This is a genomic window from Oceanisphaera sp. W20_SRM_FM3, from assembly GCF_052119705.1.
In the GTDB taxonomy this organism is placed as follows: Bacteria; Pseudomonadota; Gammaproteobacteria; order Enterobacterales; family Aeromonadaceae; genus Oceanimonas.
In genome coordinates, this window is sequence record NZ_JBGQOP010000011.1 from 22,670 (window position 1) to 45,450 (window position 22,781).

The window sequence follows — 22,781 nt, forward strand, 5'->3', positions numbered from 1 at the left end:
TGATTTGCTATGATGTTACACATTCCACAAGTGCTGAGTGCCGAACAAGTGGCCGAGTGCCGAGCGCTGTTATTAGCCGCCGATTGGCAAGACGGTAAAAGCACCGCCGGATTTCAGTCGGCCATGGCCAAAGATAACTTACAGTTACCGCAAGACTGCGAGACCGCCCGTTATATTGGCCAGATGATCACCCAAGCCTTAGCTCAGCATCCCTTATTTGTGGCGGGCGCTTTGCCGGCCAAGGTGTTTCCGCCGCTGTTTAACTGCTATCAAGGTGGGCAGTCGTTTGGCGTACACGTGGATAACTCGATTCGCTTTAATAGCGCCACCGGTGAGCCTATTCGCACCGACTTGTCGGCGACGCTGTTTTTTTGTGAGCCTAATGAATATGAAGGCGGCGAGCTGGTAGTAGAAGATAACTACGGCGCGCACAGCGTTAAGCTACCGGCGGGGGATCTTATTTTATATCCGTCAACCAGCTTGCATCATGTTACGCCCGTTACCCAAGGCGCGCGTATTAGCTCGTTTTTCTGGATCCAGAGCATGGTGCGCGACGATGGTCAGCGCACTTTACTGTTTGATTTGGACTCCAGCATTCAGCAAGTGAATCAGCAACTTGGTACCGATAGCGATACCAGTATTCAACTGACCGGCGTCTATCATAACCTGCTGCGCCGCTGGGCACTGTAGATTCGTGTGAAGAGGGAGGGGTGAATCGTGAGGCGAAGATCAACACAGTGCCGAATCTGCCCTTTACACCTTATATAAGTTCAACAAAAAAGCCGACCGGGCACAGGGTGCGCGGTCGGCTAGGTTTGCTATTAAAGTGTCATACTGGCGAATTAGCTAGTTAGTTAGCGGTCACTTTTTTTTGAGCCTTATCTGCTTTTTCTTGCAAACGATGGGCAAGATCTTCAGCTTTTGCTTGATCTTCCAAGGCCTTAGCTTCTGGGCTGAGTGGCATAATCAAATTCAGCACTATGGCCACAATACCACCGGCAGCCATGCCAGAAGAGAACACGTTCTTCACCAAACTTGGCATGTGTTGCAGAATATCGGGCACCTGAGACACACCCAGACCCACACCAAATGAGATAGCCATAATAAACAGCGCACGTCTGTCTAAGCGTTCGCGGGATAAAATACGTACACCGGCGGCGGCGATAGAACCAAACATAACCAGTGTTGCACCACCTAATACTGGCTCAGGAATGCGCTGCACTAAGGTACTGATCGCCGGGAACAAGCCCATTAAGACTAAGATGCCCGCCACGAAGAAGCCCACATAACGGCTGGCAACGCCTGTCATTTGGATAACGCCGTTGTTTTGGCTAAAGGTAGAGACGGGGAAGGTATTAAAGACAGAGGCCAATGAGGAGTTAACGCCATCACCCATCACACAACCTTTAATACGCTTCATGTAGATGGGACCAGACACTGGCTCACCAGACACTTCTGAAGTGGCGGTGGTGTCGCCTATACCCTCCAGCGCTGTGATCAAGAATACTAATACCAAGGGAATAAACAGTGAGGCGTCAAAGCCTAAACCGTATTTCATCGGAATAGGTAAGGCGATGGTGGCCGTGTCCATCTCTATGGCTGGTGGCACTTTACCCATGTACATGGCCAGCACTGTGCCTGCCACCATGGCCACTAAGATAGAGGACAAGCGCACATAGGGGTTGGGAATACAGTTCATGATTACGATAATGGCGAGCACAGTGCCGGCTAAAGCCAGGTTCTCTAACGAACCAAAGGTGCCATCGGCCATGGCGTTGAAACCACCACCGATAGAGGTTAAGCCAAGCTGGATTAAGGTCAGACCAATCAGCGTGACGATAATGCCACTCACCAGCGGCGAGATAATGCGCCGAGCTAGGTGTAAGAAACGCGACAAGATGATCTCGGTTGGTGCCGCCAGCAATGCGGTACCAAAAATGGCCGCCAACATGGCTTCAGTGGTCACGCCGCCGTCTTTCATCGCCAAACCACTGGCAATAATAGGACCCAAGAAGTTGAAGCTGGTGCCTTGAATCGACAACAAGCCGGTGCCGACAGGGCCAAAGCGTTTCATCTGAATAAAAGACGCAACGCCCGTAATGAACAACGACATACTAATGATATGCGCGGTATCTTGAGCCGGAATGCCCAGTGTTTGACAGATGATCAAGGGGGGGGTGATCACGGCCACGAACAGGGCCAGCAAATGCTGAACGGCAGCAAACAGGGCCTGCATGACCGGCGGTTTGTCGTGTAACTTGTAGACCAGATCGTTATGGCTAAGCTGGGCTTGAGTTGGTGCTGATTGGCTCATGGTATCTGCATTCCAAAAGTAAGTAGCAAGAAAGTTATGGCTTAGCGCCTTATGATGTTTTCACACAAAGGTTGTTGTTATGGGGTTGTTGTTATGGTTATGTTAATTTAATGTTTTTTGTTGCTGGTTATTATTCTTTAAACTAAGCCTAGCCCTATGTAGAGCGCGCATAGACTACGTTAGATGACTGAATTAGACCAACTCACAACATGCATGAGTTGCATTTAAGTATGTGTTTTTTTAATACTATGGTCGGCACCTTACTCTCAGCTTCTAAGTAACCCTATGTGTTATTTGTGATACAGCTTTGCTTCGTGCTTGCTCTGGGGAGTGATAGAATCCAACTTTCTTATTTAGGCCTGCCGTTGCGGCCGCTGGAGTCAGTGTGGAATTTGAGTTTTTTCGTGATTTAAATGGCCAACATAGAGCCCGTTTTTCCATGGGCCATGAAGTAATGGGCGCTTGGTTAACCGATGAGGTGACCATGATTGAAGCCGCCGAACTACTGGACGTCATTGCGCAGTTAGAAGCCGGTGAGACCCAAGAGTTTAAACGAGCTTACGGCGAATGCAGCTTATTGCTCACACGCGAAGAAGCCGAGCTCAGTGCTCATGCACTGTCTTTTGATAGCGAATTAGAAGATGGCATGGCCTATTACGATGATGAACTCTACGCCGGCTGTGGCCTAGACGATCTCGCGCGCGTGCTCGAGCAGTGGCAGGATTTTTGTACTAATCGCTAAAACATAGCCCTAAGCGGTAAGCTGTCAGCTGTAAGTTAAATCAAAACCGAGCCGTTTTACTGAGCTTCGCTGCATTGTTATTAGACTGAGTGAGTCATGTTCTTACGGCTTATAGCTGACGGCTTACAGCTTGATTTTCCCTCTACCACTCTTAATTTTACCGCGCTGGGTTTTGCTGTCGGCACGTTTGCGCTTGGCCGCTTTACTGGGCTGAGTGGGTCGACGCACTTTCACCGGTTTTCCCGCGAGCTCTAATAAGCTCAGCAAGGCCTCCTTGGCCGTTTCCTTATTCATCAGCTGGCTGCGCTGAGTTTCACAGCGGATCATGATCCAGCCTGACTCCAACACCCGATTGTCCCTCATCTTGGCCAGCGCTAATTTATAGCGTTCTGGCAGGCTAGGGCTGTTGGCGTAATCGAAACGCAGCTGCACCGCAGAGTCGGTTTTATTGACATGCTGACCACCCGGGCCGCTGGCGCGCATGGTAATAAACTCCAGCTCCTGGTCGGGGATTTGCACTCGGTCTGATAGAAATAACATTGTGACTCCATTGCACCATTATGGTGCTTGTCGTAGTTCTACTGCACCAATATCATATCACGACCTCATCTTGCTGCTGTTTTTAAACTGTAACTATTTGATAATTAAGTGATAAAAATATTGGCGTGAAGCTTGCTTATTATTAGTTGTTACCGAGACGGTATAGGCAAACAAGGAGGTTCACCATGAAAATGATTTGCGCCATTATCAAACCGTTTAAGCTCGATGACGTGCGTTCGGCATTGGCCGATGTCGGCATCGAGGGGATGACGGTATCAGAAGTTAAAGGGTTCGGTCGCCAGAAGGGGCACACAGAACTGTATCGCGGGGCCGAATACGCCGTGGATTTTCTGCCCAAGGTCAAGTTAGAAATTGCTACCCACACCGATCATGTCGAGCAGGTGGTCGAGGCGATTATTCAAGCGGCCTATACCGGCAAGATAGGTGACGGCAAAATATTTGTCTACGACCTGCAGCAAGCCGTGCGCATTCGCACCGGTGAGCACGATAGAGAAGCCATTTAAGCGAAGGAGAGCATAATGGATACTTTAACCGAACTGAAGTTTGCTCTGGATACTTTTTATTTCCTGATATCCGGTGTGCTGGTGATGTGGATGGGGGCCGGCTTTGCCATGCTGGAAGCGGGTCTAGTGCGCGCCAAAAATACCACCGAAATCCTGACTAAAAATTTCTTACTGTATGCCATCGCCTGCACCATGTATTTATTGGTGGGTTACTACATTATGTATGTAGATAACTCGGTCGGTGGCTGGCTGCCAAGTATGGGGGGGCTGATTGGCCAAGCGGAGCTGGGAGCCAGCCATGCACTGGACGCCGATTTTTTCTTCCAAGTGGTATTTGTGGCCACCGCCATGTCCATCGTTTCCGGTGCCGTGGCCGAGCGGATGAAACTGTGGGTGTTTCTCGTGTTTAGTGTGGTAATGACCGGCTTTATCTATCCGATTGAAGGTTACTGGACTTGGGGCGGTGGTTTCCTATCCAAGTGGGGTTTCACCGATTTTGCTGGAGCCGGCATAGTACATCTGGCTGGGGCCAGTGCCGCGCTGGCTGGTGTATTGCTGCTCGGCGCCCGCAGTGGCAAATACGGCCGTGATGGCGAAATTCACCCCATTCCCGGATCTAATATGCCGATGGCGACCCTAGGGACCTTTATTCTGTGGATGGGCTGGTTCGGTTTTAACGGTGGCTCGCAACTGCTGCTGTCGGATGTAGAAAACGCCACCGCCGTGGCTGGCATCTTCGTTAACACCAATGCCGCCGCTGCTACTGGAGCCATAGGTGCGTTGTTGGTGACTAAGTTGACTTGGGGCAAGGCGGATTTGACCATGATCCTCAACGGTGCTTTGGCCGGATTGGTGGCCATTACCGCCGATCCTTTATCGCCCAGTCATATGTGGGCCTGTGGTATCGGCTTGCTGGCAGGCATAGTGGTGGTGTATGCCATTGTGGTGCTGGATAAGCTGCGCATCGATGATCCAGTAGGAGCCATTTCGGTACACGGCGTCTGCGGTATGCTGGGGTTGTTGCTGGTTCCCGTGGCTCACCCCGAAGCCACCTTGTGGGCTCAGTTGGTCGGCATTTTGGTGATAGGCGGTTGGGTCTTTGGTTGTAGTCTGCTGGTGTGGTACCTACTCAAACGGACCATGGGTATTAGAGTCAGCGAAGAAGAAGAGCAATCGGGTATGGACAGAATTGACTGCGGCATCGATGCCTACCCTGAGTTCGTGACCCTAAAACGTAACTAATGCCAGCACGCTAGAGTCTGGGATAAGAAGGAGGCCGCAAGGTCTCCTTTTTTATGGTTGAGCGGCTATGCCGCGACGCAAAGAATCAGATTCAACAGACAATCATATTGCGGATGAAAATATTTATCATTCTTATGCGGTTTGCTTATTGATTACGAATTGGGGCTAGGTATACTGCTGAACAGTAACTATTCTCACTCAACTAAATGGATGTTAAGCATGTCTACCAAATTAGCGTTATCTGCCGCCGCCTTGTTGGTTACCAGTGTTGCTGGCCAAGCCTTCGCCGAAGAAGTGAATGTGTATTCCAATCGTCAAGACTTCTTGATCAAACCCATTATCGATACCTTCACCAAAGAAACTGGTATCGATGTTAATGTGGTGTTTTTAAAAGACGGTATGGGTGAGCGCCTAGAGCGTGAAGGGCGTTTGTCGCCGGCAGATTTATTGTTAACGGTAGACGTGAGCCGCTTGATGGAAGTGGTCGATAAAGACTTGACTCAGCCTGTTGAGAGCAAGGTGCTGGAAGAAAGTATTCCTGCCCAGTATCGCGCTGCCGACGGGCAATGGTTTGCACTAACGACGCGCGCTCGCGCCATTTATACCTCTAAAGACCGCGTCGGTAAGCGTGACGACATTACCTACGAAGAATTGGCAGATCCTAAGTACAAAGGAAAAATTTGCACTCGTAGCGGCAAACATCCTTATAATGTGGCCTTAACTTCTTCCATGATTGATGAGCATGGCGTTGAATTCACTAAAACTTGGTTGCAAGGTTTAAAAGCCAACTTGGCACAAAAGCCACAAGGCGGTGACCGCGACCAGATCAAAGCAGTGAATGATGGCGTGTGCGATTATGCGCTGGGCAACAGCTATTACTATGGCGTTATGCTGAGCGACGACAATGAGCGTGAAACTGCCGAGGGCGTGTACATTAACTTCCCTAATCAGGCAGATCGTGGCACCCACGTGAATATTTCCGCTGTGGCACTGGCCAAGCACGCAAAAAATAAAGATGCCGCTATTAAGTTGATGGAATTTTTAGCTGGTGATGAAGCGCAGCACCTATATGCGTCGGTAAATCATGAATATCCAGTGAAGGCGGGTGTTGAACCTTCTGCGCTGGTGAAAGGCTGGGGTGATTTCGCTGCCGATAAACGCCCGTTGGTTGATGTAGCAAAGCATGCTAAAACCGCCGTGCAATTGGTAGACGAGGTTAAATTCGATCTATAAACAAGACGGGGGTTTAGGCCCCCGTTTGAGTGGTTCATGAAAAGACTCGGTTGGACAGTCAGCAGTTGGGCGCTCGCGCTGCTGCTGACTTTGCCTATTATGGCACTTATTTATGAAGCCCTGATCCCCACAGAAGACGTGTTCCGTCATCTGTGGGGTTCTGTGCTTCCTACTTATATTGGCAACACCTTTTGGTTAGTGCTGTGGGTGATGCTGTTCAGTTTTCTGGCCGGTGTGCCAGCCGCTTGGCTGATGGCGATGTGTGAGTTGCCTAGCAAGCGCTGGTTGCAATGGGCGTTGATTCTGCCGCTGGCCATGCCCTCTTATATAGTGGCTTTTGTTTACACCGATCTTCTCGATTTTTCTGGGCCCGTACAAAGTACGCTGCGCCTGTGGTTTGGATGGCAGTCAGCCCATGATTACTCCTTTCCCGCCATTCGCACTCTAGGCGGTGCCGCTCTGGTGCTGGGCTTAGTGTTATTCCCTTATGTGTATTTGTTAGCGCGCACCGCTTTTATGGAGCAGTCCATGAGCTTGGTGCAATCGAGTCGCTTACTGGGTTGTAGCCCTTGGCAGAGCTTTAAAAAGGTCAGCTTACCATTGGCACGCCCAGCGATAGTGGTGGGCTTATCGTTAGTGGCCATGGAAACCTTAGCCGAATTTGGCACGGTAAATTTCTTTGCGGTGAACACCCTGACTACCGCCGTATACGATACTTGGTTGGGTTATGGCAGTTTAAATGCGGCGGCAAAAATTTCCGCCATTATGTTGTTAGTGGTGATGTTGTTGCTCAGCCTAGAGCGCATGAGCCGCAAGCGCCAACAGGTGTTTCAAAAAAATCTTGGCCAAGAACAGCAATCTGGTTATGTGTTGACCGGCCTCACTAAGTGGGCTGCGCTGGGCTTTTGCTGGAGCCTAGTCGTGCTGGGCTTTTTATTGCCCTTCGTTATCTTGTGCTATCACGCGGTGCGCTATTTTGATCAAGCCTGGAACAGCCGTTTCTTTGAATATAGTCTCAATAGCTTAGTGCTCTCCAGCTTAGTGGCGGCCATGGCGTTAGTGGTGGCTTTAGTGCTGGGCATGAGCCATCGACTCACCGGCAAAACCTATACCCAAATCCCCAAACGTTTGGCCTCCATGGGCTATGCCTTACCGGGCACAGTGCTGGCTATCGGCGTATTAGTGCCGCTAACCAGTCTGGACTTTGCCATCAATGATGCCGCACTCTGGTTAGGAATAACTGAGCCGGGCTTACTGTTTACCGGCACCATGACCGCCATTGCCTTTGGCTACTTGGTGCGCTTTGGCGCCATGGCCGTGGGCTCGGTAGAAAGCAGTTTGGGCAAAGTATCGCCATCATTAGACATGGTCACCCAAACCATGGGCTACAGCCCCAGCGCCATGATGATGAAAGTACATGTGCCTTTGATCCGCAAAGGCATATTAGCCGGCGCCTTATTGGTGTTTATTGAGTGCATGAAGGAGCTGCCAGCGGCACTCTTACTGCGGCCTTTTAACTTTCAAACTCTGGCCACCTACGTCTATCAATTTGTATCAGACGAGCAATTAGCCTTAGGCGCCTTGCCTGCCATTGTCATAGTGCTGGTGGGCTTGATACCGCTAATTTTCTTAAACCGATCATTGGAGCAAACACACTGATGGCGGCATTAGATGTCACAGATCTGAGTTGCAGTTATAACGGCAACTTGGTGTTAAATAACCTGTCACTGCAAGTGGGCGAGAACGAGATCATGTGCCTGTTGGGCGCCAGTGGTTGTGGTAAAACCACGCTCCTAAAAGCCATTGCCGGCTTATTGCCGGTGAGCCAAGGCGAGATAGCGATCCACGGCCAGCAGATGAACACGGATGCCTTGGCGATCGTGCCAGAAAAGCGCAATATCGGCATGATTTTTCAAGACTATGCGCTGTTTCCGCATTTGAGCGTAGCGCAAAACGTGGCCTTTGGCTTACAAAGCAAAGAGCGCAACAAGGCGTTTATTAGTGACAAAGTGGCAGAGATGCTGGCGCTGGTAAATTTGGCCGACTTAGGCGAGCGTCAGCCTCATCAATTATCGGGTGGACAGCAACAGCGGGTGGCCATAGCAAGAGCCATGATTGGCAAGCCACAATTGATGCTGCTTGATGAACCCTTTTCCAATATCGACACTCAAGTGCGGATGCGCCTGATTGGTGAAATACGTGAGCTGCTAAAAAGCCAAGGCATCAGCGCCATCTTCGTTACCCACAGTAAAGAAGAAGCGTTCGCTTTTTCTGACCGTTTAGCGCTGTTTCGCGCCGGTCATATCGAGCAAGTAGGGCGGCCGCAAACCCTGTATCAGCATCCACAAAACCGCTTCGTGGCGGATTTTTTAGGCTTGGCCAACTATGTGCCGGCAACGGTTATCGACAGTCATACTTTGCTCACCGCCATGGGACCCATAGCCAGCCAATCTGTGCTTAACGCCGACCTTGGTGCTACGGGGCAGCTGATGCTGAGGCCGCGGCAAATTCAGTTGTCTCTTTGTACGCCAAATAGCCATGAACAAGGCAACGGCCGTGTGCTAGAGCAACAGTTTTTAGGCACCCACAGCCGCTGCGTAGTGGAATGCCAAGGGCAACGCTTAGAGGTCAGCACCAATGAATTATTACCGGCGGTGAGCCAAGTACACGTCAAAGTCTTACCCCACGCCTTAACGTTTTTTCCTGACTCCGAAGGTCAACGGGCGGTGGCTTGATGGATCTTGTGAGACGTGAGGGGTGAGGCGTAAGGAGTGAGGTGAAAAAATAACACAGGATTTGAAGACGCTGTGTTTCACACCTTACGCCTCACTATTTACCCCTCTCTCCTCACCGTAAATAACCGATAAGAGAAAGCCATGACCGCACAAGCTGGCATTTGCGCCGAACCGAATCTGCATGCTTATTATTTAATGTTTAATATTTTGCCCCAAGGCTTTGAACGCGTCCCCGCCGCTTTGGCGCAGATGCCGGCCTTGTGGCAATCCCTCACGCAAAACTATCCCGATGCCGCTTTCTCTGGCTTAGTCGCCATCGGCAATCAGACGTGGGATGAATTATATCCTCAGGCGCGCCCTGCCGAGCTCACCGTTTTTCCGGCTCAAGTGGCCAACGATCGCATGGCACCCGAAACCCCCTTCGACTTATTTTTTCAGCTCAGAGCCGACCGACTCGATGTAGCCTATATCGCCGTGCAAAAGGTGAGTGCGCTGTTGGCGGGGCTGGTGGAGCTAAAAGATGAACGCCAAGGATTTCGTTATCTAGATCGCCGCGACATGACGGGCTTTGTGGATGGCACCGAGAATCCCCAAGGGGAAGACCGCGCAGCCGTAGCATTAGTGGCGGATGGGCAATTTGCCGGCGGTAGTTATCTGCATGTGCAGCATTATCGCCATAAATTAACGCGCTGGGAAAAACTGGCCATTAGCGATCAAGAACAGGTTTATGGTCGCACTAAGCCTGATGATATCGAGTTTGAGTCGCAGCAAAAGGCACCTACGGCGCACACCTTGCGCACCAACTTAAAAGACGACGCTGGCAATAGCATGGAAATCTTGCGCCAAAGCCTGCCCTGGGGCACGGCGAATGCGCAAGGGTTGGTGTTTATTTCTTGCTGCAATACGCCGCTGCACTTTACGCGCATGCTAGAAAGCATGTATCAGCCCGATGCCGCGGGGTATTTTGACCATCTAATGCTGTTTACCCAAGCCGAAACCGGTGCCGCCTTCTTCGCACCCAGTGAAGAGTGGTTGAGCAGTAAAGGAGACATTTAAAGAAGCTGTAAGCGGTCAGCTATAAGCTGGAAGTGAGAGCAAGTTACTTAACTGACAGCTTCCAGCTTCTGGCTTATAGCTCGCCGTAAGCGTCAGACATACTGCTCGAATAGTTCGAGTACGCTTTGGTGTAAGGCGGCGATGGGGGTGTCGTGGGTGGGGGTGATAAAAATAGTATCGTCGCCGGCTATGGTGCCGAGAATACCTTCCGCCCGGCCGAGCGAGTCCAGCATGCGCGCTATGAGTTGCGCCGCCCCTGGGCTAGTATGAATAACGATCAGTGCATTGTTGTGGCCCACATCCAGTACTAAATTTTTTAACTGGCTGCTGGAGGTGGGTACGCCCAGCTCAACGGGCAGGCAGTAGACCATTTCCATCTTGGCGTTGCGGGTGCGCACGGCACCAAACTTGCTCAGCATGCGCGATACCTTAGACTGGTTGATATTATCAAACCCAGCTTCTTGTAGCGCTGTGACTATCTCAGCTTGAGAACCAAAACGCTCCTCATTGAGTAAGGCCTTGAAGACTTTAATCAGGTGTTCTTGTTTTTCGTTCATGATCTGCAGCCGAATGAGCGGGGTGGAACATATTGTCTATCTCTGATAGTTTTTTATCAAGTATTAGTCATTTATGCTGCATAAAAATGCAAAGTTAGCTTGCATTGACCGCGCCGTAAAATAAAATCAACCACACACTTTGACAGTTTAAGCGGGCATAGCGCATGGACATAGAACTCAATAACATTTGTAAGTCTTGGGCTGGTCAAGAAATTTTAAGTCAGGTCTCGCTTAACTGCCCGGCCGGCGAAACCTTAGTGCTGCTCGGGCCCAGTGGGGCGGGCAAGAGCTCTTTATTGCGTTTGATGAATTTGCTGGATATTCCGGATTCGGGTCAGCTCTCCATTGCCGGCGAGGCATTTTCCTTTCCTGATACACACACCAGCCAGTTACACAAACGCGGTCAAGCGTTGCGCGCTAAGGTAGGCATGGTGTTTCAGCAGTATCATTTATGGCCCCACCTCACGGTAGAACAAAATTTACTGGAAGCACCGCTTAAAGTGCTGGGCATGAATAAAACGCAGGCGCAAGATAAGGCTCGCCAGTTATTGGCACAATTGAAACTCAGCGAAAAAAGCCAAACCTGGCCTAATGCGCTGTCGGGTGGTCAACAACAAAGAGTGGCCATTGCCCGCGCCCTGATGATGGATCCTCGGGTGTTGTTGTTTGATGAACCCACGGCGGCGCTTGATCCTGAGATAACCAAAGAGGTGGCCGAGATTATTTTACAGTTGAGTAAGACCGGTATTACGCAGGTAGTGGTGACCCATGAGGTGAGCTTTGCGCGACGCGTAGCCAGCAAAGTCGCCTATCTTGAACAAGGTCGACTTATCGAATACGGCGATGCTAGCTTATTTGATCAGCCCCAAACAGCGCGCTTTGCCGAGTTTTTAAAGCATTAATTCTTCATGTGAAGAGTAAAGGGTGAGGAGTGAAGCGGACAACACAGTTCGGTATTTTGTAGGCGAACACTTGTTCTCGCATTTCAACCCAGGCGAAAATCTTTAAAAAGATTAATATCAATGGGCAGCTTATAACTTAGAGCTGGCCAAAGGGCTAAATAACAATAAGGATATCAAACCGATGAACAAGACATTATTAGCGGTGGCATTGTTAGCCAGTACTGGATTAGTACAGGCCGAAGAAGTGAAGTTTGTCACCAATGCGGCCTATGCGCCCTTTGAATTTGTTGATGAAAACAATGAAATGCAAGGCTTTGATATCGACTTGGCGAAAGCCATTTGTGAAGTGCAAAAGCTAGATTGCAGCTTTCATAATCAAGCCTTCGACAGTTTGATCCCCAGCCTTAAATTCCGTCGTTACAACGCCGCCATTGCCGCCATGGACATTACCCCAGAACGCGCCAAGCAGGTGGACTTTAGTGACATCTACTACGTAAACTCAGCGGTATTTGTGACGCCCATTGATAAGTTTACAGAATTAGACCAGCTACAAAAAGATACCGTGGGCGTACAAAACGGCACCTCTCATCAGAAATACATCCAAGATAAGCTAGAAGCCAACGGCATGACGGCACGTCCTTATCAAAGTGTGCAAGATGCGCTGCTCGACATGAGCAATGGTCGCATTAACGCCGTGTTTGCCGACACCGCAGTGGTGGGCGATTGGTTGGCTAAAAACGAAGGCTATGCGGTATTGGGCGAGCGCATTACCGATGACGATTACTTTGGCACCGGTTTTGGTATTGCCGTAACTAAGGGTAATCAGGTGTTATTGGAGCAAATTAACCAAGGCTTGAGCCAGTTAAAAGAAAACGGCACTTACGACAAACTCTACCAACAGTATTTCCCTAAGTAATATGCTCACTCACCTAATGAATGCCAGCCTGATGACCTTGGGGCTGGCATTGATGTCATTGGCGGTCGGGCTGGTGCTGGCCATGCTATTGTGTGGCGCCGAGATGAGCCGCTTTGCGCTGTTGCGCTGGCCGGCTAATGCGTTGTCCACTGTATTGCGTGGCTTGCCAGAAATTCTAGTGGTATTTTTTATCTATTTTGGCTCCACTCAAGTACTGTTTTTAATGACAGATCAATACATTGAGTTCAGCCCCTTTTGGTGCGGCGTGACCGCGCTGTCGTTATTGTTTGCCGCTTATGGCGCCCAAACCCTGCGCGGCGCCCTCAATGCGGTACATAAAGGACAGCGCCAAGCGGCACAGTCTTTGGGGCTGCCGCCGCTGTATACGTTTATCCATATTACGCTGCCGCAAATGTGGCGCCATGCCTTGCCAGGGCTTGGCAATCAATGGCTGGTGTTACTGAAAGACACCGCTTTAGTCTCCTTGATTGGTGTGCACGATTTAATGTATCAAGCCAAGGCGGTGGCCGCTCGTACCTATGAGCCTTTTACTTGGTATGGCATAGCGGCTCTTATTTATTTGGTGATCACCGTTATCAGCCAACAAGGCTTGCAACGACTACGAGCGCGAGTAACCCGTTATGACTGAGTGGCTGTTATCACACTTTGCAACCAGCCCCGACTGGTTTGGCTACCTGCCTATATTATTACAAGGCGTTAATATTACCCTGCAAATTACCGCCTACGGTTTGCTACTGGGGCTGGTGATAGCGCTGAGTTTAACTTGGATCTTGGAGCGGCGTATTCCGGTATTGGCGCAGGTGACCGAAGGCTATTTGTTACTGCTGACCGGCACCCCTTTATTGGTGCAGATATTTTTAATCTATTACGGTCCAGCGCAGTTTGACTGGATCAAAAGCAGCTGGGCTTGGACCTATCTGCGCGAGCCAATGTTTTGTGCCATCTTGGCGCTGGGCATGAATGCCGGCGCTTATACTTGCCGCTTATTCAAAGGCGCATTAGAAGCTGTGCCTAAGGGCGAAACCTTGGCCTGTCAGGCGTTAGGCATGAGCCGCGGACAAACCTTGAATGTGAAATGTCGCCACGCCATGCGCCGTGTTATTCCTGCTTATTCCAATGAAGTGGTGTTAGTGCTGAAAGGCAGCTCGTTGGCCAGTACTATTTCCATCATGGAAATTATGGGCTTGGCGCAGCGCATTAATGGCCAAACTTACGATACCTTGGCGGTGTTCGGTTTAGCGGGAGCTATCTATCTGATATTGAATGGTTTACTGACCTGGATTTTTCGTCTGCTAGAAACGCGAGCATTACAGTTTCAAGCTCAACAATAAAGTAATGTTAGAACTGATCTTTTCGAAAAACCTTAGATAATAGGTTCGCCAAAGCATGAGATTGCGTCCTAACGCTCACAAACAAGTGCTTCACATTATCTTAACTATTGTGTTTTTACAGGGCTTTCGCTATGTTGCTAAAGCATTAGGAAACGTCTAACAACTCAAATAATAACGGAGTTCAGCTATGAAAGTTACCGTACTAGGAGCCGCCGGTGGTATCGGCCAAGCTCTGGCCCTGCTGTTAAAAACTACCCTGCCAGCTGGCTCTGCATTGAGCCTGTACGATATTGCGCCTGTGACTCCAGGCGTGGCCGCCGACCTTAGCCATATCCCAACCGACGTGAGTGTAGTGGGTTTTGGTGGTGAAGACCCAACGGCCGCACTGCAAGGTGCCGACATAGTTCTGATCTCTGCCGGTGTGGCGCGCAAACCTGGCATGGACCGTGCCGATTTGTTTAACGTTAACGCCGGTATCGTGAAAAACCTGATTGAAAAAGTCGCGGCCACTTGCCCTAAAGCCTGCATTGGTATCATCACTAACCCAGTTAATACGACTGTGCCGATTGCCGCCGAAGTGCTGAAAAAAGCCGGTGTTTATGACAAGAACAAGCTGTTCGGTATCACCACGCTTGACGTGATCCGCGCCGAAACCTTTATTTCTGCTGCCAAAGGCATCAGCCTGGCCGACATTAAAGTACCGGTTATTGGTGGCCACAGCGGCGTGACTATTTTGCCGTTATTGTCTCAAGTGGCTGGCGCGTCTTTTACCGACGAAGAAGTTGAGAAGATGACGCACCGCATTCAAAATGCCGGTACCGAAGTGGTAGAAGCCAAAGCCGGTGGCGGTTCAGCGACCCTGTCTATGGGCCAAGCAGCTTGCCGTTTTGCATTGTCTCTGGTGAAAGCCCTGAGTGGTGAAAAAGACGTAGTTGAATACACCTACATCGACGGTGGCAGCGAGCACGCACAGTTCTTCGCACAACCTGTGTTGCTGGGTAAGAACGGTGTAGAAAAAGTATTGCCTTACGGCAAGCTGAGCACCTTTGAACAAACTGCGTTGGACAGCATGCTGGATACGCTGCAAGGCGATATCAAAATCGGCGTAGAATTCGTTAAATAATAACGAATGCTAACCATAAAAAGGGAGCCTAGGCTCCCTTTTTGCTTTCTGTGTATCGACTCTAGCCTAATACTATTCTGTAAACCTAACGGATCAATGATCCCGCTTTGCGAGGCCGTTGAAGTCCTCTTCACCGAAGGGCTGGACGGCTACATAGCGTCTGTCTTGGGTAGGTGGCAACTTGTTCGCCACGGTTTGATGTTTTAACACTGCCAGCAAAGTCCTCTTTACCAAAGAGACGGCCGACTATGTCAGGCAACAAAAAAGGTAGCGCTAAGCGCTACCTTTTTTCACTTACTATTTGTCTCAGGCTTTTACTGAGCCATAGCTGGGCGTTTCTTATGCTGCATCACCAAGGCGATGAAGCAAACGACCGCTGTTACTACCCCTATCGGCTTGCTGTATTCCGGCGATAAGTTGAAGCCAATCGGCGCGGTGACAATATAGGACACGGTAATGGCTGTGCCTATCACCGCAGGTACACTGGCCACCCAGTGCACTGTGCCACGGTCGAACAAATACTTGGTTGCTAACCACAACACACTGGTAGAAAGCAGCATATTAGAGAAAGCGAAGTAGCGCCAAATTAACGCAAAGTCCAAGAAGGTCATCAGATAAGCGATACCTAATAAAGGCAGCGATAAGGCCAATCTGTGCTTGGTGGTTTGGGAAATACTAAACGCATCCATAATGGTTAAGCGCAGTGAACGAAACGCTGTGTCACCTGAGGTAATCGGGAAAATAGCCACCGCCAGAATGGCCATCACGCCACCAAACACGCCTAAATAACCGGTCGCGATATGGTTTACCACTAGGCCTGGACCACCTTGAGCCAACATGGCTTTCAACTCTACATAACCACCAGGGAAGGCGGCAATACCTGCTAACGCCCACACACAGGCGACTATGCCTTCACACATCATGGCGCCGTAAAATACCGGACGGGCGTATTTTTCATTGGTTAAGCAACGGGCAATCATGGGTGATTGGGTGGAGTGGAAACCACTGATAGCACCACAGGTGATGGTTAAAAATAATAAGGGCCATACGGGAGCACCATCGGGATTGGGCGTTAATAAGTCTGCGTGATCATGGTTATCAAAATAGGCAAAAACATCGCCCACTTGCGGCAAGTGCGGCGCTTCCAATAACAAGGCACCGGCAATTAAGGTGGTCATCACTATCATCAACAAACCAAACAGCGGATACAGCTTGGTGATGATTTTATCGATCGGCAGCAAGGTCGCTAAGAAGTAATAAGCTAAGATCAAGAGTACCCAAAAGCTGTTACCGGCTAAAATGGTGCCTTCAAAGTAAGATAAGTTACTCAGCAGCCCAGCAGGGCTCATGATAAACACCACACCCACAAAAAACAGCAGCATGCAGGTAAATACTAGCATTACGCCTTTGAAGACCACGTTGTAATAGTGACCGGCAATTTCTGGCAGGCTCTTGCCGTCTTCTTTTAAGCTCATTACGCCAGAGAAGTAATCGTGTATCGCACCACCCAGCACGTTACCTATCACTATCCAGACCAAGGCGATGGGGCCATAGATGGCGCCCAAGATAGGACCAAAAATAGGGCCCACACCGGCAATATTTAAAAATTGAATTAAAAACGCTTTCGCAGGGCTAATGGCAACATAGTCAACGCCATCATTTAAGCGCTGTTGCGGCGTGGCTATGGTGGGGTCGATACCGGCTTGTTTTTCAACAAAGGGGCCGTAGAACTTATAGCCGAGTATGAGTATGGTTATGCTGATAAAGAACAGAAGCATATGGCTAATTCCTTATTATTTTTGATGCTAAGGGTTGAATTTGCAGAGCAAGGTACCATGGCTCCCAATAACTGAATACTAGATTCTAGTGGTAGATAGGGATTATTAGACCTAGGTAACGCTTAGCCTAACATCCACTTCTTAAAGGCTATTTTGCAGGCGCGAGCCGCTCAAGGCTTGAGTATAGTACTAAGGTCTAGCTTGTTTGGCTTAGGGTAAATGGCTATTATTTTGCAGTGCACTACAAACGGAAGTGCCAAGATAATAAGCCTGCAGCTAATACAAAAGTGCGGCATTAAAACAGAGCTAAATAATAATAACAATTGCGTTATCCCTGCCCACAGTGGCGTTGGTTTAAGTTACTGTTGCTTAAGTGACTATTACTTAAGTGACTATTACTTAAGTGACGTTAGCTTGACAGCATCTCTATGAGCAGGGATTTTTTACGTTTGGTGCTTAGCTTAAGTGAAGTGTTTTGCCTCACACCTCACACCTCACAGCCCAGCTTACATCTGTTGATGGAGCCCCATACCCCAGAAATCGATTTCTAGGCGCGTCGCATCATTAAAGATACGGCTGAGCTGCTTAAAGCGGACAGGTGTGACATCTTTCAAGCGTTCATTGAGCCAAACGCGCTCGGCTTGAGCGGCTGCTTGAAATTCAGGGCTTTCATACATGGCAATCCAAGCTTCATACGGATTATTCTCGCCGCGCACAGTACCTGGCTGTTCAATTAACCAGCGCGCCACTTCAGCATAGCCGACCAAGCAAGGCGCCAAGGCCACGTGCATATCTAATAAATCACCACGGTTACCGGTATCTAATACATAACGGGTATAAGCCAAGGTTGCTCTTGCTTCAGGCAGCTCGGCTAAGTCTTGCTCGCTAATGCCCCATTGCTGGCAATAATCGATGTGTAGTCCTAATTCCAAGTCGATAATGGCATCGAAACCGGCTTTAGCGTGGCGCAAGTCCGAAAGCGTCGGGCTCTTGTAGGCGGCCAATGCAAAGGCGCGTCCAAACTGAATTAAAAACAAATAATCTTGCTTGAGATAATGGCGAAACGCCTCGGGTGCCAGCGTGCCGTCACCGAGCTGACGCACGAAGTCGTGCTGAATATAACCGGTCCAAGGCTGCCGGTTATCTTTTTTTAAGTCGTCGAAGGTAAAGCTCATTTCCTGTCCTTTTGTGAATGTGCCATCGACTCTTGCCAAGCAGCGCACGCGCTAGACGAAGAGCCGCACTCATACTGGACATAATTTCTACAAAATCAAGCCTTGAGGGCCGCTATAAGCCGTCATCGTTAAGCTGTCAAAAAGTTCTAGATCTTAAGATCAGTTAACTGAGAGCTGACGGCTTAAAGCTGACCGCTGCCCGAAGGGCCGAGGTTTTCATTGTTGTGATAAGCCTTATTGCGTATACTTTCACCCCGTCTTGAATTCAATATTCCATCCGTTCCCTAGCTTCTTCAGGTTCTACATGACAACTAAATATATTTTTGTTACTGGTGGGGTTGTGTCGTCCCTGGGTAAAGGCATTGCAGCCGCTTCCCTGGCCGCCATCCTCGAGGCTCGCGGTCTTAATGTGACCATCATGAAACTGGATCCCTACATCAACGTTGATCCAGGTACCATGAGCCCGACTCAGCACGGTGAAGTATTCGTGACCGACGATGGCGCCGAAACTGACTTAGACTTGGGCCATTACGAGCGCTTTATTCGTACTAAGATGACTCGTCGCAATAACTTTACCTCCGGCCGTGTGTACGCTGACGTATTGCGCAAAGAGCGCCGCGGCGACTATTTGGGTGCCACCATTCAGGTGATACCGCACATTACCAATGCCATTAAAGACCGCGTGATTGCCGGTGCCGAAGGGCACGATGTGGCGATCGTCGAAGTAGGCGGTACCGTGGGTGATATCGAGTCGTTGCCGTTCTTGGAAGCCTTGCGCCAGTTGGCCGTGCAAGTAGGGCGTGAAAACACCTTATTTATGCACCTGACCTTAGTGCCGTATTTGGCGGCCGCCGGTGAAGTGAAAACCAAGCCGACTCAGCATTCTGTTAAAGAGTTGCTGTCGATTGGTATTCAGCCCGATATCTTGATTTGCCGCAGTGACCGCGTTATTCCGGCTAACGAGCGCGCCAAGATAGCCTTATTCTGTAACGTGCTGGAAAAAGCCGTTATTTCGTTGAAAGACGTGGACTCCATCTACAAAATCCCGGCGTTATTACGCTCACAGGGTTTAGATGAGTTAGTGGTGAAGCGCTTTAATCTGGATTGCCCGCCATCAGACTTGTCTGAATGGGAGCAGGTGATTTACGAAGAAGCTAACCCGACCGGCGAAGTGACTATCGGCATGGTCGGTAAATATACCGAACTGCCCGATGCCTATAAGTCAGTTAACGAAGCGCTGAAGCACGGTGGTTTAAAAAATCGCCTAACGGTCAATATCAAATACATTGACTCGCAAGATCTTGAAACCAAAGGTGAAAACCTGCTTGATGGTTTAGACGCTATCTTAGTACCTGGCGGTTTTGGTCAGCGTGGCATTGAAGGCAAGATCATGGCGGCGCGTTTCGCCCGCGAAAATCGCGTGCCTTACTTAGGTATTTGCCTCGGTATGCAAATCGCGCTGATTGAGTATGCGCGTAACGTGGTGGGCCTTGAAGGCGCTCACTCGTCAGAGTTTGAGCCAGATAGCCCGTATCCAGTGGTAGGTTTGATCACCGAGTGGTTAGATGAAGAAGGCGTGGTTGAAGTGCGCGATGAAATGTCGGATCTCGGCGGCACCATGCGCCTCGGCGCTCAATTGTGTCACTTGGAGCCAGGTTCTAAGGTGCATGCGCTCTACGGTTCAGATACTATCTATGAGCGTCATCGTCATCGCTATGAAGTAAACAATCATCTGCTGCCAAAAATTGAAGCGGCGGGTATGAAAGTAACGGGGCGTTCGGCCGATAAGAAGTTGGTCGAAATCATTGAAAACCCCGATCATCCTTGGTTTGTGGCGGCGCAATTCCACCCAGAATTCACCTCTACACCAAGAGATGGACATGGCTTGTTTACCGGCTTTATTAAAGCGGCAGGCCAATATCAGCAGGGAGAGCTGGAATAACCTAATATCACGGCCGAGTTGAAGAGACCTTCGACTCGGCCGTATTTTTTAGTGCTTGATCCCGTTTTTACCTTTCAACTAAGAGGAAGTTAGAGAATGGCTAAGATTATTAAAGTAATAGGTCGTGAAGTTATCGACTCGCGTGGCAACCCAACCGTAGAAGCCGATGTGTTTTTAGAAGGCGGCTTTATGGGCCGTGCTATCGCGCCATCAGGTGCTTCTACCGGTTCACGCGAAGCGCTTGAGCTGCGTGACGGTGATAAGTCACGCTTTTTAGGCAAAGGCGTACAAGTTGCCATTAATAACATTCAGGGTGTTATCGCCAAGGCGCTGATTGGCAAAGATGCCACCAAGCAAGCTGAAATCGATCAAATCATGATCGACTTAGATGGCACAGAAAACAAAGCCAAGCTGGGCGCAAACGCCATTCTGGCCGTTTCTCTGGCAGTAGCGAAAGCCGCTGCTTTGTCTAAAGGCGTACCTTTGTATGCGTGGATTGCCGAGCTAAATGGCACCCCAGGTAAATACTCTATGCCACTGCCGATGATGAACATCATCAATGGTGGCGAGCACGCCGACAACAACGTCGACATTCAAGAGTTTATGATCCAGCCAGTTGGTGCCAAAAACATCAAAGAAGCGCTGCGCATGGGTGCCGAAGTGTTCCACAGCTTGGCCAAAGTATTAAAAGCCAAAGGTTTGAGCACCTCAGTGGGTGACGAAGGCGGTTTTGCGCCAGATTTAGAGTCGAACGAAGCGGCATTAGTGGCGATTAAAGCCGCCGTTGAGCAAGCCGGTTATGTGCTGGGTAAAGACATTACCTTGGCCATGGACTGCGCGGCTTCTGAGTTTTACGATAAAGCCAAGGGCAACTACAACCTAAGCGGCGAAGGCAAAATATTCACCGCCAATGAGTTTACTCATTATCTGGAAGACTTGACTAAGCGCTACCCAATCGTATCGATTGAAGATGGCTTAGATGAGTCAGATTGGGATGGTTTCGCTTATCAGACCAAGGTACTGGGCGACAAGATCCAACTGGTAGGTGACGACTTGTTCGTGACTAACACCAAGATCTTGAAAGAAGGTATCGACAAAGGTATCGCCAACTCTATCCTGATTAAGTTCAACCAGATTGGTACCTTGACCGAGACCTTGAACTCGATTCAAATGGCACAAAAAGCCGGTTACACAGTGGTGATTTCCCATCGCTCTGGCGAAACCGAAGATACCACTATTGCCGACTTGGCTGTGGGTACCTGTGCTGGCCAAATTAAGACCGGCTCTATGAGCCGCTCAGACCGTGTTGCTAAATACAACCAACTGATCCGCATCGAAGAAGAGCTGAACGGCAAGGCGCCGTTTAATGGCTTGTCTGAGATTAAAGGTCAGGCGTAATTAATATATAAGCGTCGTCTGCGGCCAATAATACTGCCGCTGCAGGCTTAACTGCTTTAATTAAGCTCAGCAATGCAAAACTAGAAACCCCGCCCAGAGCGGGGTTTCTTTTGTTTGGCGTCTGAATATGGGAAACTAGCGCCCTATTCGTGGAGGAATAATGCGCATCCTTACCCTAATACTGCTCGGCCTATTATGTACCCTGCAATACGACCTCTGGTGGGGCAAAAACGGCTTGGCGGAATATCATGAAGCCCAAGGCTACGTTAATCGCCAAATGGAGGATAACGAGCAGTTGGTCACCCGCAATGCATTATTGTATCGAGAGATTGAAGATCTTAATAAAGGGCTGGCGGCGGTAGAAGAGCTGGCGCGCAACGATTTAGGCATGATCAAACCTGGCGAAACCTTTTATCGCCTATTACTGGCCGATAAAGTACAACCATGAGCAAGCCTGTTCTTAATACGGCGCCGCTTGATATTGCCCTTATCGACACGGCACAGATTTATACGGCTCCGATCTATACGGCCATAGTTCCTGCCGCTGGCATTGGCAGCCGCATGGCCGCCGACCGGCCTAAGCAATATTTAACGTTAGCGGGTAGCACAGTACTCGAACAAACCTTGAGCCGCTTACTTGAGCACAGTGCCATCGGCACTATTATTGTCGCCACCTCTCCCCTCGACAGTTGGTTTGAGCACTTAGCCTTGGCGCAACATCCGCGTATTAAGCAAGTCGTTGGCGGTGCCGAGCGTGCCGATACGGTGCTTAATGCTCTGGCATTTGTTACTACCGACTGGGTATTAGTACACGATGCGGCGCGACCTTGTTTACAGGGCGCGGATCTCGATGCTGTGCTCAATGCCGGTCGCCAAGCTCAAGGCGCGATTTTAGCCAGTCGGGTGCGCGATACCATGAAGCGTGGCGATGGCCACGCCGCTATTGCTAACAGCGTATCGCGGGATGATCTCTGGCACGCACTGACGCCGCAGTGTTTTGCGACCCACACCCTACGCCAAGCTTTAACGGGCGCGTTGGCTGCTGGCATTACCATTACCGATGAAGCATCAGCCATGGAGTGGGCGGGCTTTAGGCCGAAGCTTGTAGAAGGGCGCAGTGACAATATTAAGATCACCCGACCCGAAGACTTGGCACTGGCGAGCTTTTTCTTAGAGCAGAGCTAAAGATTTCTTTGCCACGGAATACACGGAAGCACACGGACGAAGAGCTAGCTCAAAGGAGAAAAGAGCT

Annotated in this window: 22 protein-coding genes; 17 read left to right on the forward strand and 5 right to left on the reverse strand. The window is 49.8% G+C overall.

Annotated features, from left to right (window positions below):
- Positions 1-9: 9 nt before the first annotated feature.
- A complete protein-coding gene (locus tag ACEN2G_RS07800) occupies positions 10-690 on the forward strand; it encodes a Fe2+-dependent dioxygenase (protein ID WP_442020920.1) in 681 nt (226 codons plus the stop codon).
- A gap of 160 nt (positions 691-850) precedes the next feature.
- Here ACEN2G_RS07800 and ACEN2G_RS07805 read toward each other — a convergent pair whose 3' ends face one another.
- Positions 851-2,314: a uracil-xanthine permease family protein gene (locus ACEN2G_RS07805; protein WP_442020921.1), complete on the reverse strand. Its 1,464-nt coding sequence runs from the start codon at positions 2,312-2,314 to the stop codon at positions 851-853.
- 385 nt (positions 2,315-2,699) lie between these two features.
- On the opposite strand from ACEN2G_RS07805, the gene ACEN2G_RS07810 reads away from it, so the two are divergent.
- Complete coding sequence (locus ACEN2G_RS07810; RefSeq protein ID WP_442020922.1) at positions 2,700-3,056, forward strand: YacL family protein; 357 nt, start codon at positions 2,700-2,702, stop codon at positions 3,054-3,056.
- A 123-nt stretch (positions 3,057-3,179) separates the two neighbouring features.
- Here ACEN2G_RS07810 and arfB read toward each other — a convergent pair whose 3' ends face one another.
- Positions 3,180-3,596 (reverse strand): alternative ribosome rescue aminoacyl-tRNA hydrolase ArfB, encoded by a 417-nt coding sequence (arfB, locus tag ACEN2G_RS07815; protein ID WP_442020923.1) that lies wholly within the window; start codon positions 3,594-3,596, stop codon positions 3,180-3,182.
- Between the two features lie 185 nt (positions 3,597-3,781).
- Here arfB and ACEN2G_RS07820 point away from each other — a divergent pair, with 185 nt between their 5' ends.
- From ACEN2G_RS07820 to ACEN2G_RS07845, 6 genes are all read left to right on the forward strand, one after another.
- Positions 3,782-4,120, forward strand: coding sequence for a P-II family nitrogen regulator (locus tag ACEN2G_RS07820; RefSeq protein ID WP_442020924.1), 339 nt, complete (start codon positions 3,782-3,784; stop codon positions 4,118-4,120).
- Between the two features lie 15 nt (positions 4,121-4,135).
- On the forward strand, positions 4,136-5,362 hold the full coding sequence (locus ACEN2G_RS07825) for an ammonium transporter (RefSeq protein WP_442020925.1): 1,227 nt from the start codon (positions 4,136-4,138) through the stop codon (positions 5,360-5,362).
- Positions 5,363-5,581: 219 nt separating this feature from the next.
- A complete protein-coding gene (locus tag ACEN2G_RS07830) occupies positions 5,582-6,595 on the forward strand; it encodes a Fe(3+) ABC transporter substrate-binding protein (RefSeq protein WP_442020926.1) in 1,014 nt (337 codons plus the stop codon).
- Between the two features lie 36 nt (positions 6,596-6,631).
- The gene (locus tag ACEN2G_RS07835) at positions 6,632-8,254 is read left to right on the forward strand and encodes an ABC transporter permease (protein WP_442020927.1); all 1,623 of its coding nucleotides are present in this window, start codon (positions 6,632-6,634) and stop codon (positions 8,252-8,254) included.
- Complete coding sequence (locus ACEN2G_RS07840; RefSeq protein ID WP_442020928.1) at positions 8,254-9,330, forward strand: ABC transporter ATP-binding protein; 1,077 nt, start codon at positions 8,254-8,256, stop codon at positions 9,328-9,330. Before ACEN2G_RS07835 ends, ACEN2G_RS07840 begins: the two co-directional genes overlap by 1 nt.
- 141 nt (positions 9,331-9,471) lie before the next feature.
- Entirely contained in the window at positions 9,472-10,386 is a 915-nt protein-coding gene (locus ACEN2G_RS07845; protein ID WP_442020929.1) for a Dyp-type peroxidase, read from the forward strand.
- A gap of 92 nt (positions 10,387-10,478) precedes the next feature.
- Here the strand turns inward: ACEN2G_RS07845 and argR are convergent, their stop codons facing one another.
- Positions 10,479-10,943 (reverse strand): transcriptional regulator ArgR, encoded by a 465-nt coding sequence (gene argR / locus ACEN2G_RS07850; RefSeq protein WP_442020930.1) that lies wholly within the window; start codon positions 10,941-10,943, stop codon positions 10,479-10,481.
- Positions 10,944-11,107: 164 nt separating this feature from the next.
- Here argR and ACEN2G_RS07855 point away from each other — a divergent pair, with 164 nt between their 5' ends.
- The 5 genes from ACEN2G_RS07855 to mdh all read left to right on the forward strand — a co-directional run bounded on the left by ACEN2G_RS07855 (position 11,108) and on the right by mdh (position 15,236).
- Complete coding sequence (locus tag ACEN2G_RS07855) at positions 11,108-11,845, forward strand: ATP-binding cassette domain-containing protein (RefSeq protein ID WP_442020931.1); 738 nt, start codon at positions 11,108-11,110, stop codon at positions 11,843-11,845.
- Positions 11,846-12,026: 181 nt separating this feature from the next.
- Positions 12,027-12,761: a transporter substrate-binding domain-containing protein gene (locus tag ACEN2G_RS07860; protein WP_442020932.1), complete on the forward strand. Its 735-nt coding sequence runs from the start codon at positions 12,027-12,029 to the stop codon at positions 12,759-12,761.
- A gap of 1 nt (position 12,762) precedes the next feature.
- Positions 12,763-13,410, forward strand: coding sequence for an arginine ABC transporter permease ArtQ (artQ, locus tag ACEN2G_RS07865; RefSeq protein WP_442020933.1), 648 nt, complete (start codon positions 12,763-12,765; stop codon positions 13,408-13,410).
- Positions 13,403-14,113, forward strand: a complete 711-nt coding sequence (artM, locus tag ACEN2G_RS07870; protein ID WP_442020934.1) for an arginine ABC transporter permease ArtM — start codon at positions 13,403-13,405, stop codon at positions 14,111-14,113. Before artQ ends, artM begins: the two co-directional genes overlap by 8 nt.
- Before the next feature lie 187 nt (positions 14,114-14,300).
- A complete protein-coding gene (gene mdh, locus ACEN2G_RS07875) occupies positions 14,301-15,236 on the forward strand; it encodes a malate dehydrogenase (RefSeq protein WP_442020935.1) in 936 nt (311 codons plus the stop codon).
- Positions 15,237-15,550: 314 nt separating this feature from the next.
- On the opposite strand, the gene ACEN2G_RS07880 is transcribed toward mdh, so the two are convergent.
- Complete coding sequence (locus ACEN2G_RS07880; RefSeq protein ID WP_442020936.1) at positions 15,551-17,014, reverse strand: carbon starvation CstA family protein; 1,464 nt, start codon at positions 17,012-17,014, stop codon at positions 15,551-15,553.
- A 506-nt stretch (positions 17,015-17,520) separates the two neighbouring features.
- The gene (gene tenA, locus ACEN2G_RS07885) at positions 17,521-18,189 is read right to left on the reverse strand and encodes a thiaminase II (RefSeq protein ID WP_442020937.1); all 669 of its coding nucleotides are present in this window, start codon (positions 18,187-18,189) and stop codon (positions 17,521-17,523) included.
- Positions 18,190-18,493: 304 nt separating this feature from the next.
- Here tenA and pyrG point away from each other — a divergent pair, with 304 nt between their 5' ends.
- The 4 genes from pyrG (at position 18,494) to ispD (ending at position 22,714) form a co-directional block, all read left to right on the forward strand.
- The gene (gene pyrG / locus ACEN2G_RS07890) at positions 18,494-20,131 is read left to right on the forward strand and encodes a glutamine hydrolyzing CTP synthase (RefSeq protein WP_442020938.1); all 1,638 of its coding nucleotides are present in this window, start codon (positions 18,494-18,496) and stop codon (positions 20,129-20,131) included.
- Between the two features lie 96 nt (positions 20,132-20,227).
- On the forward strand, positions 20,228-21,529 hold the full coding sequence (eno, locus tag ACEN2G_RS07895; protein WP_442020939.1) for a phosphopyruvate hydratase: 1,302 nt from the start codon (positions 20,228-20,230) through the stop codon (positions 21,527-21,529).
- 160 nt (positions 21,530-21,689) lie between these two features.
- Positions 21,690-21,977 carry a cell division protein FtsB gene (gene ftsB, locus ACEN2G_RS07900; RefSeq protein ID WP_442020940.1) on the forward strand — a complete coding sequence of 96 codons (288 nt, stop codon included), beginning with the start codon at positions 21,690-21,692 and terminating at the stop codon, positions 21,975-21,977.
- Complete coding sequence (gene ispD, locus ACEN2G_RS07905; RefSeq protein ID WP_442020941.1) at positions 21,974-22,714, forward strand: 2-C-methyl-D-erythritol 4-phosphate cytidylyltransferase; 741 nt, start codon at positions 21,974-21,976, stop codon at positions 22,712-22,714. The genes ftsB and ispD overlap by 4 nt, the downstream gene beginning before the upstream one ends.
- The last annotated feature ends 67 nt before the right edge of the window (positions 22,715-22,781 follow it).